This window comes from Salinivibrio sp. VYel1 (assembly GCF_009377945.1).
Lineage (GTDB): Bacteria > Pseudomonadota > Gammaproteobacteria > Enterobacterales > Vibrionaceae > Salinivibrio > Salinivibrio siamensis.
Genome location: NZ_RSAM01000014.1, coordinates 36,216 through 53,664, shown reverse-complemented (window position 1 = coordinate 53,664; position 17,449 = coordinate 36,216). Strand labels below are relative to the sequence as shown.

Below are 17,449 nucleotides of genomic sequence, written 5' to 3'. Positions count from 1 at the left end.
CCATTTTTAATCAAGGCTGGCCAATTGTTCGCCAGCAGTAACTGACAACCCCCGAGGTGAAAGGCACATGCCAGTAGTTAAAGTACGTGAAAACGAACCATTTGACGTAGCACTGCGTCGCTTTAAGCGCTCTTGTGAAAAAGCCGGTATTCTTTCTGAAGTTCGCCGTCGTGAGAACTATGAAAAGCCAACTACCGTTCGCAAACGCGCTAAAGCTGCCGCTCAGAAGCGTCACCTGAAGAAGTTGGCACGCGAAAACCAACGCCGCGTACGTCTGTACTAATAAAGACAGATTCAGGAAGGTGCTATGGAATTGCTTGAACGTCTAAAAGACGCCCAGAAAACGGCGATGAAACAAAAAGACAAGGCACGTCTAGGGACGCTTCGCCTTGTTATGGCAGCCATTAAGCAGCAAGAGGTGGATACCCGTCAGTCGCTGAGCGACGACGAGATCCAGGCTGTGCTGACCAAAAATGTTAAGCAGCGCCGTGATTCCGTAGCCCAGTACCAAGCAGCCGGTCGTGATGATCTTGCCGAGACAGAACTCGCTGAGATTGCGGTGATAGAAGAATTTCTACCCCATCCTCTAAGCGATGACGAGGTCGATGCATTGGTGAAAGCAGCGGTTGAACAATCCGGTGCATCGTCAATGCAAGACATGGGCAAAGTGATGGGGGTATTAAAACCCCAAGTTCAAGGCCGTGCTGATATGGGAAAAGTAAGCCAGCGTGTTAAAGCACACCTAGGCTAGCCTTTTCCCACTCTATAACAAGCCGTGCTTTCCTATTTGGACGGCGCGGCTTGTTTGCTTCTCTCCCTATAAATTTCAGGTTATGGCAGGCAGAATCCCGCGCGCATTCATTGATGACTTGCTTTCACGTCTCGACATCGTTGAGATCATTGATGCACGGGTCAAGCTCAAGAAAAAAGGCAAAAACTACAGTGCCTGTTGCCCTTTCCATAACGAAAAGACGCCTTCATTCAGTGTAAGCCAAGATAAGCAGTTTTATCACTGCTTCGGATGTGGTGTGCACGGCAATGCCATCGACTTTGTGATGGAGTTTGAACGACTGGAGTTTCCTGATGCCATCGAAGAGCTTGCCAGCACGTTAGGCTTAGAGGTACCTCGTGAGCAAACAGGAGGCGGTAACACGCGTCCGAGTATGCCCAGTGATGACAAGCGTCAGATCTACGAGATGATGGAAGCCATTGCCCGAACCTACAGTGGGGAATTACGCACTGATGCAGGGCAAGTGGCCATTGATTACCTCAAACAGCGTGGTCTATCCGGCGAAGTGGTTAAACAGTTTGGTATCGGTTTTGTCCCTGATAAATGGGACACCATTAAGCGCCGCTTTGGTCGCAATCAAGCCGATATTCGCCAGTTGCTTACCGCAGGTATGTTGATTGAGAACGATAACGGCCATAGCTACGACAGATTCCGTGGCCGCGTGATGTTCCCGATCCGTGACCGCCGCGGGCGAGTGATCGGTTTTGGTGGGCGTGTATTAGGCGATGGCACCCCTAAATACCTCAACTCGCCAGAAACGCCGATTTTCCATAAAGGCCGTGAGCTATATGGCTTGTATGAGGTGATGCAACGCTATCGCCATCCAGAGCGTATACTCGTGGTAGAAGGGTACATGGACGTGGTCGCATTGGCGCAATTTGGCGTGGATTATGCGGTCGCCTCCTTGGGCACCTCGACCACGGGAGAACATATTCAAACCCTTTTCCGGCAAACCGGTACTATACTGTGTTGCTACGACGGCGATAGAGCCGGGCGCGATGCCGCTTGGCGGGCGATGGAGCAAGCGTTGCCGTATATTCATGATGGTCGCCAATTAAAATTTATGTTTTTGCCGGATGGTGACGACCCTGACTCCATGATCCGCCAAGAAGGCAAAGAGGGGTTTGAGCAACGTTTAGGTGAGGCACAAAGCCTATCGACCTTTATGTTTAATACGTTGCTCAAGCAGGTGGACACCAGTAGCCAAGAGGGCAAAGCCAAGCTGGCGAATTTGGCGGTGCCGCTGATTGAAAAGGTGCCGGGTGATACCTTACGTCTTTACTTGCGAAATACCCTAGGACAGAAACTGGGTATCATGGATGACCATCAGCTCGATACCCTGATTCGTCGTCAGGGCCAGCCGGCAAAAGTCCATGGTCAGCAGGATATTAAACGCACGCCGATGCGTGAGGTGATTGCGCTATTAGTGCAGTACCCTAAACTCGGCCAAGAGGTGCCGCCGTTACCATCGGCCGACACCATTGATTTACCTGGGTTAGCGTTGTTAAACCCCATCCTTGAGATTTGTCGACAGCGCCCCCATATCACTACCGGTCAGTTGCTTGAGCGCTGGCGGGGAACCAAACAAGAGCCCTTGCTAGCCCGCTTGGCTGGCTGGGATCTACATGTTGACGATGAAAATGCGTCAGAACTTTTTTGCGATTCACTGGATAAAATACTCGCCCAGTGTGTCGAACAACAAATAGCCAAGTTGCAAGCGAAGTCAAATACCGTCGGCTTATCAGTCGAAGAGAAGCGGGAACTGATGCTACTGATACAGAGCCAGTCCGTTTAGAAAGTAGCCAGCAAAGGTGACATTTGTTAAAATTGGCGGTTTGCGTTTCCGCATACTAAATTCTTCACTCAGACCCGAAGTTGGATATCGTCTATGGATCAAAATCCGCAGTCACAGCTAAAGTTGCTTGTCGCAAAAGGCAAGGAGCAAGGCTATCTGACCTATGCCGAAGTTAATGACCACCTCCCGGAAGACATTGTCGATTCCGACCAAATAGAAGACATCATTCAGATGATTAACGACATGGGCATTCAAGTGGTGGAAGCCGCTCCTGATGCCGATGAGCTAATGATGTCAGAAACCGTGGCCGACGAAGACGCAGCCGAAGCAGCGGCGGCAGCACTTTCTAGCGTGGAGAGTGAAATCGGTCGCACCACGGATCCTGTTCGCATGTATATGCGAGAAATGGGCACGGTTGAGCTGTTGACCCGTGAGGGTGAGATCGATATCGCCAAGCGTATCGAAGACGGCATCAACCAGGTGCAGTGTTCGGTGGCAGAATATCCGGCCTCGATTGCCTCACTGCTCGATCAGTTCGATAAAGTGGAAGCAGAAGAGCTTCGCTTAACCGACATTATTTCTGGTTTTATCGATCCAGACCAGGATGACGTCGCACCTACGGCGACCCATATCGGCTCCGAGCTCAGCGAAAAAGAGCTTGATGACGAAGATGATGAAGACGAAGACAAAGACGATACCGACGAAGACGATGAGAGTGATGAAGATGTTGGTATCGATCCTGAACTGGCGCGTGAGAAGTTCAGCGAGCTTCGTCGCACCTATGCGGCGATGGAAACGGCGATCCAACAGTACGGCCGTTATGATGAGCGTACGAAAGAATCGATCGATGCGCTGTCTGAAACGTTTAAGCAGTTCCGTCTGATCCCCAAACAGTTTGATCGTCTGGTTAATGACATGCGTCAAACCATGGACAAGGTGCGCACCCAAGAGCGTTTGGTGATGCGTCTTTGTGTCGATCAGGCCAAAATGCCGAAGAAAACCTTCGTTCAATTGTTTGCGGGCAATGAGTCATCGGATGCATGGATTGACGAAGCACTGAACTCTGGCAAGCCTTACGCAGAGCGTGTGGCGCGTTACGAAGAAGATCTTCGCCGCTGTGTGCAGAAGCTGAAGATCATCGAGGAAGAGACGGGCTTGTCGGTCGAGCGGATCAAAGACATCAGCCGTCGTATGTCTATCGGTGAAGCGAAAGCACGCCGTGCGAAAAAAGAAATGGTTGAGGCCAACCTACGTCTGGTTATTTCGATTGCTAAGAAATATACCAACCGTGGCCTGCAGTTCTTGGACCTTATCCAGGAAGGTAACATTGGCTTGATGAAAGCGGTCGATAAGTTTGAATATCGCCGTGGCTATAAGTTCTCAACTTATGCGACCTGGTGGATCCGTCAGGCAATCACGCGTTCGATTGCGGACCAAGCGCGAACCATCCGTATTCCGGTACACATGATTGAGACTATCAACAAGCTCAACCGTATTTCGCGTCAGATGCTTCAGGAAATGGGGCGTGAGCCGCTGCCTGAAGAGCTGGCTGAGCGGATGTTGATGCCGGAAGATAAAATTCGCAAGGTACTGAAGATCGCCAAAGAACCGATCTCGATGGAAACCCCAATTGGTGATGATGAAGATTCACACCTGGGTGACTTTATCGAGGACACGACGTTGGAGCTACCGATGGATTCGGCAACGTCGAACAACCTCAAAATGGCAACCAATGACGTGCTAGCTGGCCTGACACCGCGTGAAGCGAAAGTACTGCGTATGCGCTTTGGTATTGAAATGAATACCGACCATACGCTGGAAGAAGTGGGTAAGCAGTTTGATGTGACCCGTGAACGTATTCGCCAGATTGAGGCGAAAGCGCTGCGTAAGTTACGTCATCCAAGCCGCTCTGAGACATTGCGTAGCTTCTTGGACGAGTAATGACGCGGTTTCAAGCGACCTGACAAGAAAGGCGAGCCAGATGGCTCGCCTTTTTTTATCCTACCGAGCCTAGTTAATAGAGGCTAGGTAATAGAGGCTAAGTAATAAATAAGGTAGCCAGCCCCAAAAAGGCGAGCAGACCGACCACATCGGTGACCGTGGTCAGGGCCATCCCACCGGCCAATGCCGGATCAATATTGTACTTTTTCAGCAACGTGGGGATCGCTACCCCAGCAATACCTGCGACAAACAGGTTAACCATCATCGCGCCTGAGATGATCAAGCCCAGCTCAATATTGCCTTTCCATAACACCACCACACCGCCAATGATCATCGACCACACTAGGCCGTTAATCATGCCGACAGTGGCTTCTTTGGCCAGCAGCCAGCGGGTATTGGAGTCGCCAATATGGCCAACGGCCAGGCCGCGAATCACCAAGGCGACGGTCTGGTTACCGGCCACACCGCCCATGGAGGGGACAATGGTCATCAACACCGCGATGGCCGCCATTTTATCCAGGGTCCCTTCAAACATGTTGGACACCGAGGCCGCGGTTAAGGCCGCCAATACATTGATCCCCAGCCAGATGCTACGACGACGCGCACTTTTAAACGCGGGGGCAAAGGTGTCTTCTTCGTCATCAAGGCCTGCCATGCTCATCATCGAGTGCTCAGCGTCTTCACGAATAATGTCCACCACATCATCAATGGTGATTCGACCGACCAAGTGGTTGTGCTCATCCACCACGGGGGCTGAGACCCAATTACGGCGTTCAAACAGGCTGGCGACATCACCGTCGTCCATGGTGACACTGATCGCCTCATCCGGTGCATCCATGATGTCAGCGATATCGGTATCCGGTTGGTTAACCAACAGGGCGCTGATCGGCAAATTACCAATTAATCGGCCGTTTGGGTCGATCACATACAGGGTATCTGTGGTGTCGGGTAACTCACCGCGCATCCGCAAATAGCGTAATACCACATCCACGGTCACATCATCACGAATGGTGATGACGTCAGTGTTCATGATCCCGCCCGCGGACTCCTCGGGGTAGGAGAGGGCTTGCTGTACGCGCGTCCGGTCTTGGGCATCCATTTCCGCCAGCACGTCTTGGGAAACGTCTTGCGGTAGGCTACGGAGCAAGTAAGCGACATCATCGGTTTCCATCCCTTCCGTCGCTGCCGCGAGCTGATCAGGGGCCATGCGAACCATGATGCCGTCTTTCACATCTTCTGAGAGCTCATCAAGGATCTCACCTTGATCTTCCGGGTCGGTGAGCTGCCAAAGTACCAGACGTCCTTTCGGCGGAGAGGCCTCTAAAAGGTGAGCTGTGTCTTCTGGCTCCATGTCCTCAAGCATACGGCGTACGCGCACAAACATGCCTTGCTCAAGCAATTGAGTAACTTCTTGGAGCCGTTGGTGGGTTAGGTTACTTTGTTCTTGTTCTAATGTGTCTGCCATCGGCCACTCCCCCAAATGCAATGACTAAAATTCTAACCTAATCAGGGGAGTCTGTCGCATGACAAATCGGTGATAGAGGGGATTTAGCGCCATTCACCGCGCTGGTCAGCGCAGTGGTTGAGGAGGCGAGACCGTTAGCTGTCTTCGTCGAAGCCCGCCTCAAATAATGCTTTCACCGCATCAAGCGCTGTTGTTGCCTGCGGGCCGCTGGCCGATACCGTAATGGTTTCGCCTTGCGCTGATTCCAGCATCAGCATGGCCATTACACTGTCAGCAGTGGCGGATTTATCTGTGCTTTGCAGCACCACATCGGCATCATACTCTTGCACCAGTTCAACCAGCTTGATGGCGGCGCGTGCATGCAAGCCTAAACGGTTACGAATACACACTTGAGTCGATACCGAGGTCACTGTTTTTGCTCCAAGGTACGGTGACGCGTTTGCACTTGCTCGCCCAGCTCCTGAAAATAATCCGACAAGTATTGCGCGACATACACCGAGCGGTGTTTGCCCCCGGTACAGCCAATCGCCACGGTCACATAGCTACGGTTATTATTTTTAAGTGCAGGTAGCCACGACTCGAGGAAACCTTTAATTTGCGCCACTAACATGGCCACGTCAGGTTGGGCGGCGAGAAACATACGCACAGGCTTCTCGAGCCCAGTATGAGGGCGAAGCGCGGGCTCCCAGTGTGGATTGGGGAGAAAGCGGACATCAAAGACATAATCGGCATCGGCGGGCAAACCATGCTTAAAGCCAAAGGATTCAAACACCATCACCAAATCGCTGCTGGTGCGACCAAGTACTAGTGAACGTACGGACTCACTCAAGTCGTGAATCGACAAGCCCGTGGTGTTAATTACCCGATCCGCGTGCTCTTTAATTGGCGCCATTTGCTGCTTTTCAGCTTGGATGGCCTGCTCTAATGAGAGGTTGTGTCGAGAAAGGGGATGCAGACGACGGGTTTCACTGAAGCGTTTAATCAGATCTTTATCGTCGGCGTCTAAATAGTACACAGTGACATCGCAGATTTCGCGCAGTGCAGCCAAGGTATCGGCAACTGGCTCTTTAGCGTTAGGGAAATTGCGAATATCGAGACTGACGGCAATTTTTGCGTCCGCATCGTCTTGCGAGACAACAAAGTCACGCAGTAAGTTGACGGGCAGGTTATCCACGCAGTAATAACCAAGATCCTCCAGTACCCGCAATGCCACTGACTTTCCTGAGCCGGAACGGCCACTGACAATTTTTAGCATCATAGTTCGCTCCCGTCAGCGTTGCTCATTATTGGGTAATGATATTGTACAGCTCTTGGTCTGAATTGGCATTGCGCAGCTGACGACACAGCTTTTTGTCATTCAACTTCTCGGCAATCGCAGACAGGGTTTGCAGGTGTACCTTGCACTGTTCGTCAGGCACTAGCAGCGCAAACAGCAGATCGACAGGCCGTTTGTCCACCGCATCAAACTCGATGGGCTCGGCGCATTGTAGCAGCACGCCCACGGCATGTTGGCTGTCGAGCGTGCGGCCATGGGGAATGGCAATGCCCGCCCCAATGCCGGTCGTCCCCAGCTTTTCGCGGCTTAGCATGCATTCAAACAAGGTTTGTGCGTTGGTGCCCAGCTTGTCCGCAGCAACCTGGCTGATGATTTCCAGGGCGCGTTTCTTGCTAGAGCAGTGGACGGCACTGCGGGTGCAGTCCACTGACAGTACTTCTTTCAGTTCCATAGCTTAGTGCTGTTTGAGCTTTTCTTTGTGTTTACTCAGTTGCTTGACCAGCTTATCGGTCAGCCCATCGATGGCCGCATACATATCATGCGATTGTGCTTTTGCATGGATCTCCCCGTTGTTCACGTGGAGCGTTGCTTCTGCAATCTGGTCGAGCTTTTGGACATTCAGTACAACATGGACATTATTAATGTGCTCGAAAAAGCGCTCGAGTTTAGCAAACTTGGTCTCCACATACTCGCGTAGTGGTGGCGTGACGTCGACAGACTGTCCGGTCAGATTGATTTGCATACACACTTTCCTTCTGTTGAGGCGCCTATAGCAGACGCTTACGCTGGTTTGACGGCGCAATACCCAGTGACTCTCGGTACTTAGCAATGGTCCGTCGTGCAACTTTAATGCCTTGCTCGGCCAGCAATGTGGCAATCTTACTGTCGCTAAGCGGCTTATTAGCCGGCTCGTCAGCGACCAATTTTTTGATCAGTGCGCGAATTGCTGTGGATGAGCACTCGCCGCCATTGTCGGTACTGACGTGACTAGAGAAAAAGTACTTCAGCTCGAAAATACCGCGCGGCGTATGCATGAACTTTTGTGTCGTGACACGGGAAATGGTTGACTCATGCATATCGACATCCAAGGCGATGTCGTTAAGCACCATCGGCTTCATGGCCTCTTCCCCGTACTCAAAGAAGTCGTGTTGATGTTCGACAATACAGCGTGCCACCTTCAGCAAGGTGTCATTACGGCTTTCCAGGCTTTTGATCAGCCACTTGGCTTCTTGTAGGTGTGAGCGAATAAACTGGCTATCAGAGGGGCTACAACCATTACGACCATAGGCAGCGTATTGCTCGTTCACTTTCAGTTTGGGCACGCTATCTGGGTTGATTTGGACCACCCACTGCCCTTGATGCTTAAACACGGAGACATCAGGCACCACATATTCGGCCTCGTTGGTCACAATCAAGTTACCTGGGCGCGGCTCGAGGCTATGAATCAATTGCATCACTGACTTAAGCTCAGGCTCTTTTAGCCGGGTTTCACGCATCAACTGGCGATAATCACGGTTGGCGAGTAAGTCCATGTGTTCAGTGAGCACTTTACGAGCCTCGTTGAGCCAAGGGGTATCGGCGTCGTAGGTTGCCAGTTGCAGCATCAAACACTCTTGCAGTGAGCGAGACGCCACACCCAGCGGATCAAAATGTTGCACGCGTTTGAGCACCGCTTCGACTTCGTCAAGCTCAATCTCTTCGCTTCCTAAGCTGTCGAGGATCTCTTCGGTGCTAACCGACAAGTAACCTTGATCGTCCACCGCATCAATGATCGCCATGGCGATCACCTGATCGTTTTCCGAAAAGGGCGTCAGCTCGAGCTGCCATTTTAAATAGTCGTAGAGCGTTTGGGTGGTTTCCCCTTGGTAAACGGGTTGGTCGTCGTATCCGCTGGCCCCTGCGCCTGTGTTGCCGGTACCGGCAGAGTAGAGATGATCCCAGGTCGTATCGACCGGGAGATCGTCCGGCATTTCGTTCTTTTCAAACGCGTCCGAGGTTTCCATGGTGTCCGCGCTGGCGGTTGCTGTTTCTTGCTCAGCAGTATCTTGATCATGGGATTGCTCGTGCTGACTGGCCTCCTGCTCTTGGCCTTCGTCATGTTCCAACAGCGGGTTGGTTTCCAACGCTTCTTGGATCTCCTGTTGCAAGTCCAGCGTCGACAATTGCAGCAGACGGATAGCCTGCTGCAATTGCGGTGTCATTGCGAGCTGTTGTCCAAGCTTAAGCTGAAGCGTGGGTTTCATAGAGGCGGTACACCTTTCCTTATTTCAACGACCGAAGAGGTTAAAAACGCTTGCTCTGGCTAACAGGGCAAGCGCTCTTTATTAACTATAGCCTTGATTGGCAGTTTGTAGCGTGAGCCAGTCCACTATATTTTATCCGAACACGCTCACCGAGTTGGCGTAATCAGGTGCATTAGAGTTTGAACTGATCACCCAAATAGACCCGTTTGACATGCTCATCATTAAGCACTTCATCAGGGGTACCGTGTGCAATCAAGTGTCCTTGGCTGACAATGTAAGCATGTTCACAGACACTGAGCGTTTCGCGCACATTGTGGTCGGTAATCAGCACGCCTAAGCCACGATCACGTAAGTGCTCGATGATTTTCTTAATATCGATCACCGATATCGGGTCGACCCCTGCAAACGGCTCATCCAGCAAAATAAATTTGGGGTTGGCGGCCAATGCACGCGCGATCTCTACCCGACGGCGCTCACCACCGGATAAGGCCATCCCCAGGCTGTCACGGATATGCTGAATATTAAACTCATCCAACAGATCTTCTGCCTTGTCTTGGCGCTCTTCTTTGCTTAACGACTTACGGGTTTGTAGCACCGCCATTAGGTTATCGTAGACGCTCAGCTTGCGAAATATCGAGGCCTCTTGTGGTAAGTAGCCAATCCCCAGGCGTGAGCGGTTATGCATCGGCTGAATGCTAATGTCTTTGTCATCGATATAGATGGCCCCTTCGTCACGAGCGACCAAGCCGACAATCATGTAAAAAGACGTGGTTTTACCTGCACCGTTAGGGCCTAAAAGACCAACAATTTCACCGGATTTCACTTCCAAGCTGACATCGGCGACCACCTTTCGCCCTTTATAACTTTTGGCCAAATTGGCTGCTGTGAGTGTTGCCATGTCGCCTCTTATTGCTCGTCTGACGTGGATGCATCCTGAGAGGATGACGATTTGGTGCTCGGCTGCAAAATCGTGGTGACGCGTTTGGTACTATCACTTTCTGCTACAAGTTGTTGCTTGTCGATTTCATAGGTGATCACGTTGCCTTCCACCTGATTGCCACTTTGCTCAAGCATCGCATTGGTCGACATTTTAAGAAATTCATTGCCCACTTCGTAGCGCAGTTTGTTGGCTTCGCCATGAATCTCTTTGCCATCGTCCATGGTTTGCTCAAACGTCGCCGGCTTGCCATACGCCTCGATGGTTTCATCACCTTCTTGGCCTTCTGGGCGAATCACGATCAGTTTATCGGCCAAGATTTTAATGCTGCCTTGGGTCAGGACCACGTTTTGGGTAAAGGTTACCGTGTTGGTCGCCATATCTAGGTGCTGGCTTTCTGACTCTATATAAATAGGTTGCTCAGTATCACTGCTCAGAGCCAGTGAGTAATGCGACAGCAGCAACATGGCACCTGCCAGCGCTTTAACGAGGGGTCGTTTCATATCGGCCTCTAACATCGTCTAACAATTCCATCTGGTGGTTACCGAAATTTCCTTTCACCCGTTTACCTTTGGTTTGAAAACGGGTGCCGGTGATCGTCGTCGGACTCTCTGACCAAAAATCTCGTGTGGTGAGATTCAGGGTCACCGAATCAGTGGCTACCGAATCAATTTGCGCATTCGGTAGTAGGTTAAAAATGCGCACGTTGCCCGTCATGGTCAACAGGTGGTCATCGGACAATATCGCGTAGTCTGCACTCACGCGCCATTCTTCCTCTTTGCCTGCTTTGTACGTCCACAGAACGGGCTCGTTAAAGTGGGTTTCATCAATCTTGGCATAATGCTCAAGATGTTTGGCGTGCACCGTGTAGCTGCGCACGCCGTCCGCATCATATTGCACGGTTTGAATCGCTTCGCCAGTAAACAGCGGTTTTTCGGCATCAGGCGTGACCTGCTGTACCCGCTGCCAGCCATGCTGAACCAATAAATAGTAACCGGTTACCGCACAAAGCACGACCAATAGAAGCAGGCCAAGCCGCCGGATCATAAACTCAAGCCCTTGTGTTGGTCGAGTTCGCCACGCGCCTCTAACATCAGATCGCACACTTCACGCACGGCACCAAAGCCACCGCCTGTTTGCGTGACAAAGTGCGCTCGACGCTTAAGGAGTGGGTGACCATCGGCCACACAGCAGGCAAGCCCGACTTTCTCCATCACCGGCCAATCAATTAAGTCATCGCCAATGTAGGCCGTGTGTGCGGGTAAAACATCAACATGGCGGCACAAGTCTTGATATGCGGTGAGTTTGTCACTTTGTCCTTGATAAACATGTTGGACACCGAGGGCGTGCATTCGGTTCGCGACAATCTGCGATTGGCGGCCTGTGATCACTGCGACCTCGATGCCGGCATTCATGATCGACTTGATGCCATACCCATCACGGGTATGAAATGCTTTGAGCTCTTCACCCTGATTGCCCATGTATACGCGGCCATCGGAGAAGACGCCGTCAATATCGCAAATCAGCAGTTTTATCGCCGCCGCACGTTGAAAAACGTCGGCAGCCACAGGGCCATAGAGGGTGTCAATCACAGTGGAGGCCATTAGATAACTCCGGCTTTTAAAAGGTCATGCATGTTAAGGGCGCCGAGCAGCTGGCCGTTTTTAGCAACCAGCAGTCCGTTAATTTTACGCTCTTCCATGAGTTTGAGTCCTTCTGCCGCGAGCAGTTCCGGTTCAATGGTCACCGGGTTTGTCGACATCACTGAGCCAATGGTGGTGGTATGCAGGTCAATGCGCATATCCAGCAAGCGGCGCAAATCGCCATCGGTAAACACGCCCGTCAGTTGCCCGTGACTATCGACAATCGCTGTCATGCCCAGGCCTTTTTCTGACACCTCTAAAAGCGCATCACGGACGGTGGCGGAGTCCTCAACCACGGGTAAGCGCTCGTCTTGGTGCATTAAATCACTGATACGTAATAATAGCTTACGCCCCAGTGCGCCGCCGGGGTGGGAGAGGGCAAAGTCGTTCGCGGTAAAGCCTCTGGCTTGCATCAACGCCATCGCGAGGGCATCGCCCATCACTAAGGTGGCGGTGGTGCTGGAGGTGGGGGCCAAGGCCAATGGGCAGGCTTCTTGCGGGACATGAATATTAAGATTCACTTTCGCGAGCTGACCCATGCTGGAATTAGGGTTGCCGGTCATACAGACCAAGGGGATCCCGAGGCGTTTAATCACGGGTAGCAAGGTTAAGATTTCACCGGCTTCCCCCGAGTTGGAAATGGCCAGTACCACATCACCTTGGTTTATCATTCCCAGATCGCCGTGGCTGGCTTCCCCTGGATGGACAAAAAACGCGGGCGTCCCCGTGCTGGCCAATGTCGCGGCGATTTTTTTACCAATATGGCCGGATTTACCCATGCCCATCACCACCACTTTCCCCGTGGCATGTAAGATGAGTTGGCAAGCGGCCGCGAAGTGGTCATCGATCGCCGTTTTTAGCTGCGCAATCGCGTCTTGCTCAATGTTGAGCACATCAAGCCCTGCGCGGCGAAAATCAAAACTGTAATCACTCATACTTGTGTCCGTTTAGGCTGCTGCGTTAACAAACAGGTAGCCTTGATAGCCGATATAACAAAGGAGAAAAACAGCGCCTTCAATGCGGTTGATGCTACGTGATTTACCGAGCGCAAAAATCAGTAACATGATGGAAAGCACCAACATAATATAATAATCGCGGCTCATGGCATACTCACTGATCGCTGAGGGGTTGAGTAACCCTGGGATCCCCATCACCGCGAGAATATTGAACACGTTTGAGCCGATAATATTGCCGACGGCCAAATCATCTTCCCCTTTCATTACCCCTGCTATCGACGCGGCGAGCTCAGGCAAGCTGGTGCCAATGGCGATGATGGTCAAGCCGATCACCAAATCGCTCATGCCAAAGTACTGCGCGATGGTCACCGCCGAGTCAACCACTTGATCGGAAGAGACCAGCAGCAATGGCAAACCAATGATGATCCACAGCACCGCTTTCAGGTTACTGACATCATTAGGAATATCCGATTGTTGGTCGGCCAGTATTGGATCGGTGCCACCCGAGTCTTTGCCGATTTTTAGCATCATTAGGATGAAAATCACAAACAGGGTGAACAGCCCCACGCCTTCAAAAAAGCCTAGGTGGTTGTTCCAAAGCAGCACCCCAGCCAATACGGTGACCCCTAGCATCAGAGGCAGCTCGCGACGAATAATAGTCGAGCCAATAGAAAGGGGCTTGATCAGTGCGGTGAAACCGAGGATCAGCGCAATATTAGCGATGTTGGAGCCCAACACATTACCCACGGCGGTGTCGGTTTTATCCGCTAAGGCGGCGTTGGCCGAGACCATCATCTCTGGGGCAGAGGAGCCCATGGCCAAAATAGTCATCCCGATCACCAGCGGAGAGACCCCGTAGTTTTTCGCGATTGCTGCCGCGCCGAACACTAATCGGTCGGCACTCCACACTAGCACGATGAGTCCAACAATGAGTATGGCAACCGCTATGACCATGACACCTATCCTTTGCGTTTTTTGATTGGGTACAAATGAGGTGCAATTCTGACGGCTAACGGGGTAAATGTGAAGCGAAAAGCCCGTGCTTTAGCGATGAAATCGGTGATTTCATTCATCAACATGAGAGTTGTCGCCATGAAATGGTCGCCGTGAAACGGTCGCCATGAAACGGTCGCCATGAAACGGTCATCGTGAAACAGTCGCTATGAATGGCAGCGTTACATTAGTCGGACGTAAGCTGACCTATGTCTGACAAGAAAAGCGAAGATAAGCTGCTATTATCAGGGATAAGTCACGTCCTGTGGGCGCTGAGGTGCGGCGTGGCTTGTGTTAGGGTGGGTGACGCCTTATTATCAGCCACTTAATTTTGTTCCTTTCTAACCATGAGATGCGGCCATGGCAGCACAGAGCCTGATAGATATCAGTGGGATGACCTTCTCACGGGGCAATCGATGCATTTTTGACAATATTGATTTGCAAGTGCCACGTGGCCAAGTAACCGCGATCATGGGGCCATCAGGGATAGGCAAAACCACCTTGCTGCGTTTGATTGCCGGTCAGCTTAAACCCGATGCGGGCGAGATTGTGTTTGATGGCCACGCTATTCCTTCCCTAGGACGACGCAAGTTGTTTGAAGTCCGTCAGCGTATGAGCATGCTGTTCCAATCAGGGGCGTTATTCACCGATATGTCGGTGTTTGATAATGTCGCTTTCCCGCTGCGCGAACATACCGACTTGGACGAGTCGCTTATTCACACCATCGTGATGCTCAAGCTAGAAGCGGTGGGCTTACGTGGCGCGCAAGGATTAATGCCCAGTGATTTATCGGGCGGGATGGCACGTCGTGCGGCTCTCGCACGCTCGATTGCGCTTGACCCTGAATTGATTTTGTTTGATGAGCCCTTTGTCGGCCAAGATCCGATCACCATGGGGGTGCTGGTGACCTTGATTCGTCAGCTTAACCAAGCACTGGGATTGACATGTGTGGTGGTTTCGCACGATGTGCCAGAGGTCATGAGTATTGCCGATCAGGTATATTTGCTCGCCGATAGCCGCATTATTGCCAGTGGTTCGCCCCAATCGCTGCGTGACAATCCTGACCCGTGGGTAAAACAGTTTTTAGAAGGGCATGCTGATGGGCCGGTACCTTTTCGCTATCCCGCTGGCGAGTTAACCCAGGAGATTTTCCGGTGATCAGAACACACATAGAAGACGTGGGCCGCCGGGCCATGCGCGTGGCCGAATCCATGGGCCGCGCAACCTTTGTGATGACAGGCGCACTGATTGGCCGTCCGCAACCGAGCAAAACCTTCCCGCTATTGGTCAAGCAGCTCTATTCGGTAGGCGTTCGCTCACTGGCGATCATCATGGTCTCTGGCCTGTTTATTGGTATGGTGCTGAGCTTGCAAGGGTATCTGGTGTTGTCAGACTTTGGCGCGGAAACCAGCCTTGGACAAATGGTGGCCTTGTCGCTGCTACGTGAGCTTGGCCCTGTGGTGACTGCCTTGCTATTTGCTGGCCGAGCTGGGTCAGCACTGACCGCAGAAATTGGCTTAATGAAAGCCACCGAGCAGTTATCAAGCCTAGAGATGATGGCGGTTGACCCGCTACGCCGAGTGATAGCACCGCGCTTTTGGGCGGGTGTGATTGCCATGCCACTGCTGGCAGTGATTTTTATGCTGGTGGGCATTTGGGGCGGCGAGCTGGTCGGCGTCGACTGGAAAGGCATTGACCACGGCAGTTTCTGGTCGGTGATGCAAGCGTCGGTCGATCTGGGCTATGACGTGGGCAACGCACTGATAAAAAGTGTGGTGTTTGCGGTGGCTGTGACCTGGATTGCGCTTTTTAACGGCTATGATGCCACGCCGACATCGGAAGGGATCAGCCGCGCCACCACGCGTACTGTGGTACATTCATCGTTGGCCGTGCTCGGCCTAGACTTTGTCCTTACTGCACTCATGTTTGGGAATTAATCATGCAACAGAGTCGTAAAACAGAATTTTGGGTAGGTTGTTTTGTCATTGCTGGCATTGCAGCGTTATTGGTCTTGGCGTTTCAAGTGGCCGATGTCCAGCGTTGGGGACGGGCGGATACTTACACGCTAACCGCTGAGTTCGACAATATTGGTGGCTTAAAAGTGCGCTCACCGGTCAAAGTGGGTGGCGTGACCGTTGGCCAAGTGACCGACATTGCGTTGGACGCCGAGACTTATGTCCCCCAAGTCACCCTGCAAATCAATGCTGACGCCGGACGTTTTCCGGAATCAAGCTCGGCATCGATTTATACCGCAGGTTTATTGGGTGAACAGTACATTGGTATCACCCCAGGCTTCGTGGATGAAGCGCTGGGTATTGGCTATTTAGACGCCGGCGACAAGATTCAGGACACCAAATCGGCACTGGTACTCGAAGATTTGATTGGTCAGTTCCTCTATAGCGTTGGTGACAAGGAGTAAACAGCATGAAAAAGACATGGATCGCACTGAGCAGCGCCGTTTGCCTGCTGGTTTCAAGCCTTGGCACTGTGGCCCAGGCGAGCGAGCCGGTTGATCAATCCAACCCTTATCAGCTCATCGAGCAAGTGGCGGACAACACCTTTACCCGCCTGCGTAAAGACCGCACCTTATTCCGCGCTGATCCTGACTTGCTGCGTGATGTGGTCAAAGATGAGTTACTGCCTTATATTCATACTCGGTATGCCGCATCACTGGTGTTGGGCGCGCAGTACTATCGCAAAGCCACGCCCGCGCAGCGTGACGCCTTTACCGAGGCATTCACTGAATACATGATTGCCTCTTACGCGCAGATCTTGCTTGAATACGATGACCAAGATGTCGAGGTACAAAAAGATCAGCCGATTGCCCCTGACGATAAGATTGTCAAAGTGCGGGTCGATATTACCGATCCGTCACGGCCACCGATTCGCCTCGACTTTAGCTTACGTAAAAATACTCGGACAGGAAATTGGCAAGCCTATGACGTCACCGCCGAGGGCGTGAGTATGATCCAGTCTAAGCAGTCGGAATGGAAAGCACCGCTACGTCGCGATGGTATTGATTCGGTCATCGAGCAATTAAAAACCTTGGCTGAACGTCCCATCCGTCGCGAAGACAAACAAAAGCAGGACGCCTCATGAGCGTGAGCTTCACCGCCGGCGACGGGCAACAGTATCACTTGTCAGGGCGGCTAGATCGTGACACAGTGCCTGACTTTTGGCGCCAGCGTGACCAGTGGCTCCCCACTGACACTGCCTTGAGCCTGGATTTAAGCGCGCTATCACGTGTAGATTCCGCCGGCATGGCGATGTTGCTACACCTGGATAAGCAACTGCGTGAAAAAGGGCAACAGGTGCGTTATCAAGGGGTGCCAGAGCAACTTAAGTTGCTCTTATCGCTGAGCAATGTAGAGACATTTTTGGACGATGCTGAGCATCAAAAAGGGGTTTAA

Annotated in this window: 21 protein-coding genes; 9 read left to right on the top strand and 12 right to left on the bottom strand. The window is 52.0% G+C overall.

Annotation, left to right across the window (positions count from 1 at the left end):
- Window positions 1-67 precede the first annotated feature (67 nt).
- From rpsU to rpoD, 4 genes are all read left to right on the top strand, one after another.
- Complete coding sequence (rpsU, locus tag EHW58_RS13180; protein WP_046073901.1) at window positions 68-283, top strand: 30S ribosomal protein S21; 216 nt, start codon at window positions 68-70, stop codon at window positions 281-283.
- Window positions 284-307: 24 nt separating this feature from the next.
- The gene (locus EHW58_RS13175; protein WP_152796939.1) at window positions 308-751 is read left to right on the top strand and encodes a GatB/YqeY domain-containing protein; all 444 of its coding nucleotides are present in this window, start codon (window positions 308-310) and stop codon (window positions 749-751) included.
- An 82-nt stretch (window positions 752-833) separates the two neighbouring features.
- Window positions 834-2,585, top strand: a complete 1,752-nt coding sequence (gene dnaG, locus EHW58_RS13170; RefSeq protein ID WP_152796937.1) for a DNA primase — start codon at window positions 834-836, stop codon at window positions 2,583-2,585.
- Window positions 2,586-2,678: 93 nt separating this feature from the next.
- Window positions 2,679-4,526 carry an RNA polymerase sigma factor RpoD gene (rpoD, locus tag EHW58_RS13165; protein ID WP_046073904.1) on the top strand — a complete coding sequence of 616 codons (1,848 nt, stop codon included), beginning with the start codon at window positions 2,679-2,681 and terminating at the stop codon, window positions 4,524-4,526.
- 97 nt (window positions 4,527-4,623) lie between these two features.
- Here rpoD and mgtE read toward each other — a convergent pair whose 3' ends face one another.
- The 12 genes from mgtE to EHW58_RS13105 all read right to left on the bottom strand — a co-directional run bounded on the left by mgtE (window position 4,624) and on the right by EHW58_RS13105 (window position 14,000).
- Entirely contained in the window at window positions 4,624-5,991 is a 1,368-nt protein-coding gene (gene mgtE / locus EHW58_RS13160; protein ID WP_152796935.1) for a magnesium transporter, read from the bottom strand.
- A 134-nt stretch (window positions 5,992-6,125) separates the two neighbouring features.
- Entirely contained in the window at window positions 6,126-6,401 is a 276-nt protein-coding gene (locus EHW58_RS15875; RefSeq protein ID WP_046073906.1) for an HPr family phosphocarrier protein, read from the bottom strand.
- The gene (gene rapZ / locus EHW58_RS13150) at window positions 6,398-7,249 is read right to left on the bottom strand and encodes an RNase adapter RapZ (protein ID WP_152796931.1); all 852 of its coding nucleotides are present in this window, start codon (window positions 7,247-7,249) and stop codon (window positions 6,398-6,400) included. The genes EHW58_RS15875 and rapZ overlap by 4 nt, the downstream gene beginning before the upstream one ends.
- Window positions 7,250-7,274: 25 nt before the next feature.
- Entirely contained in the window at window positions 7,275-7,718 is a 444-nt protein-coding gene (ptsN, locus tag EHW58_RS13145) for a PTS IIA-like nitrogen regulatory protein PtsN (protein WP_046073908.1), read from the bottom strand.
- A gap of 3 nt (window positions 7,719-7,721) precedes the next feature.
- Window positions 7,722-8,009 (bottom strand): ribosome hibernation promoting factor, encoded by a 288-nt coding sequence (gene hpf, locus EHW58_RS13140; RefSeq protein ID WP_046073909.1) that lies wholly within the window; start codon window positions 8,007-8,009, stop codon window positions 7,722-7,724.
- A 25-nt stretch (window positions 8,010-8,034) separates the two neighbouring features.
- Complete coding sequence (locus EHW58_RS13135) at window positions 8,035-9,510, bottom strand: RNA polymerase factor sigma-54 (RefSeq protein ID WP_046073910.1); 1,476 nt, start codon at window positions 9,508-9,510, stop codon at window positions 8,035-8,037.
- Between the two features lie 172 nt (window positions 9,511-9,682).
- The gene (lptB, locus tag EHW58_RS13130; protein ID WP_046073911.1) at window positions 9,683-10,408 is read right to left on the bottom strand and encodes an LPS export ABC transporter ATP-binding protein; all 726 of its coding nucleotides are present in this window, start codon (window positions 10,406-10,408) and stop codon (window positions 9,683-9,685) included.
- A gap of 8 nt (window positions 10,409-10,416) precedes the next feature.
- Window positions 10,417-10,950 carry a lipopolysaccharide transport periplasmic protein LptA gene (lptA, locus tag EHW58_RS13125; RefSeq protein ID WP_046074202.1) on the bottom strand — a complete coding sequence of 178 codons (534 nt, stop codon included), beginning with the start codon at window positions 10,948-10,950 and terminating at the stop codon, window positions 10,417-10,419.
- Window positions 10,931-11,494 carry an LPS export ABC transporter periplasmic protein LptC gene (gene lptC / locus EHW58_RS13120; protein WP_046073912.1) on the bottom strand — a complete coding sequence of 188 codons (564 nt, stop codon included), beginning with the start codon at window positions 11,492-11,494 and terminating at the stop codon, window positions 10,931-10,933. The genes lptA and lptC overlap by 20 nt, the downstream gene beginning before the upstream one ends.
- A complete protein-coding gene (gene kdsC / locus EHW58_RS13115) occupies window positions 11,491-12,051 on the bottom strand; it encodes a 3-deoxy-manno-octulosonate-8-phosphatase KdsC (protein ID WP_077606040.1) in 561 nt (186 codons plus the stop codon). The genes lptC and kdsC overlap by 4 nt, the downstream gene beginning before the upstream one ends.
- Window positions 12,051-13,025, bottom strand: a complete 975-nt coding sequence (locus EHW58_RS13110) for a KpsF/GutQ family sugar-phosphate isomerase (protein ID WP_046073914.1) — start codon at window positions 13,023-13,025, stop codon at window positions 12,051-12,053. Before EHW58_RS13110 ends, kdsC begins: the two co-directional genes overlap by 1 nt.
- 12 nt (window positions 13,026-13,037) lie before the next feature.
- On the bottom strand, window positions 13,038-14,000 hold the full coding sequence (locus tag EHW58_RS13105; protein ID WP_046073915.1) for a calcium/sodium antiporter: 963 nt from the start codon (window positions 13,998-14,000) through the stop codon (window positions 13,038-13,040).
- A gap of 399 nt (window positions 14,001-14,399) precedes the next feature.
- Between EHW58_RS13105 and mlaF the strand changes: the two genes are divergently transcribed.
- From mlaF to EHW58_RS13080, 5 genes are read left to right on the top strand one after another with little or no spacing between them, the layout of a single operon-like run.
- Complete coding sequence (mlaF, locus tag EHW58_RS13100; RefSeq protein ID WP_046073916.1) at window positions 14,400-15,197, top strand: phospholipid ABC transporter ATP-binding protein MlaF; 798 nt, start codon at window positions 14,400-14,402, stop codon at window positions 15,195-15,197.
- The gene (gene mlaE / locus EHW58_RS13095; RefSeq protein ID WP_369795692.1) at window positions 15,197-15,976 is read left to right on the top strand and encodes a lipid asymmetry maintenance ABC transporter permease subunit MlaE; all 780 of its coding nucleotides are present in this window, start codon (window positions 15,197-15,199) and stop codon (window positions 15,974-15,976) included. The genes mlaF and mlaE overlap by 1 nt, the downstream gene beginning before the upstream one ends.
- A gap of 2 nt (window positions 15,977-15,978) precedes the next feature.
- Window positions 15,979-16,458, top strand: coding sequence for an outer membrane lipid asymmetry maintenance protein MlaD (mlaD, locus tag EHW58_RS13090; RefSeq protein WP_046073918.1), 480 nt, complete (start codon window positions 15,979-15,981; stop codon window positions 16,456-16,458).
- A 5-nt stretch (window positions 16,459-16,463) separates the two neighbouring features.
- Complete coding sequence (mlaC, locus tag EHW58_RS13085; protein ID WP_046073919.1) at window positions 16,464-17,138, top strand: phospholipid-binding protein MlaC; 675 nt, start codon at window positions 16,464-16,466, stop codon at window positions 17,136-17,138.
- Window positions 17,135-17,449: a lipid asymmetry maintenance protein MlaB gene (locus tag EHW58_RS13080; RefSeq protein ID WP_046073920.1), complete on the top strand. Its 315-nt coding sequence runs from the start codon at window positions 17,135-17,137 to the stop codon at window positions 17,447-17,449. The genes mlaC and EHW58_RS13080 overlap by 4 nt, the downstream gene beginning before the upstream one ends.

Excerpts from the sequence above, each read along its gene's own strand:
- EHW58_RS13105 (WP_046073915.1), bottom strand. The coding sequence starts at position 14,000 with ATGGTCATAGCGGTTGCCATACTCATTGTTGGACTCATCGTGCTAGTG.
- mlaD (WP_046073918.1), top strand. The coding sequence starts at position 15,979 with ATGCAACAGAGTCGTAAAACAGAATTTTGGGTAGGTTGTTTTGTCATT.
- rpsU (WP_046073901.1), top strand. The coding sequence starts at position 68 with ATGCCAGTAGTTAAAGTACGTGAAAACGAACCATTTGACGTAGCACTG.
- mlaC (WP_046073919.1), top strand. The coding sequence starts at position 16,464 with ATGAAAAAGACATGGATCGCACTGAGCAGCGCCGTTTGCCTGCTGGTT.
- EHW58_RS13110 (WP_046073914.1), bottom strand. The coding sequence starts at position 13,025 with ATGAGTGATTACAGTTTTGATTTTCGCCGCGCAGGGCTTGATGTGCTC.
- lptA (WP_046074202.1), bottom strand. The coding sequence starts at position 10,950 with ATGAAACGACCCCTCGTTAAAGCGCTGGCAGGTGCCATGTTGCTGCTG.
- rpoD (WP_046073904.1), top strand. The coding sequence starts at position 2,679 with ATGGATCAAAATCCGCAGTCACAGCTAAAGTTGCTTGTCGCAAAAGGC.
- ptsN (WP_046073908.1), bottom strand. The coding sequence starts at position 7,718 with ATGGAACTGAAAGAAGTACTGTCAGTGGACTGCACCCGCAGTGCCGTC.
- hpf (WP_046073909.1), bottom strand. The coding sequence starts at position 8,009 with ATGCAAATCAATCTGACCGGACAGTCTGTCGACGTCACGCCACCACTA.
- lptB (WP_046073911.1), bottom strand. The coding sequence starts at position 10,408 with ATGGCAACACTCACAGCAGCCAATTTGGCCAAAAGTTATAAAGGGCGA.
- kdsC (WP_077606040.1), bottom strand. The coding sequence starts at position 12,051 with ATGGCCTCCACTGTGATTGACACCCTCTATGGCCCTGTGGCTGCCGAC.
- EHW58_RS13175 (WP_152796939.1), top strand. The coding sequence starts at position 308 with ATGGAATTGCTTGAACGTCTAAAAGACGCCCAGAAAACGGCGATGAAA.
- EHW58_RS13080 (WP_046073920.1), top strand. The coding sequence starts at position 17,135 with ATGAGCGTGAGCTTCACCGCCGGCGACGGGCAACAGTATCACTTGTCA.
- lptC (WP_046073912.1), bottom strand. The coding sequence starts at position 11,494 with ATGATCCGGCGGCTTGGCCTGCTTCTATTGGTCGTGCTTTGTGCGGTA.
- dnaG (WP_152796937.1), top strand. The coding sequence starts at position 834 with ATGGCAGGCAGAATCCCGCGCGCATTCATTGATGACTTGCTTTCACGT.
- EHW58_RS13135 (WP_046073910.1), bottom strand. The coding sequence starts at position 9,510 with ATGAAACCCACGCTTCAGCTTAAGCTTGGACAACAGCTCGCAATGACA.
- rapZ (WP_152796931.1), bottom strand. The coding sequence starts at position 7,249 with ATGATGCTAAAAATTGTCAGTGGCCGTTCCGGCTCAGGAAAGTCAGTG.
- mgtE (WP_152796935.1), bottom strand. The coding sequence starts at position 5,991 with ATGGCAGACACATTAGAACAAGAACAAAGTAACCTAACCCACCAACGG.
- mlaF (WP_046073916.1), top strand. The coding sequence starts at position 14,400 with ATGGCAGCACAGAGCCTGATAGATATCAGTGGGATGACCTTCTCACGG.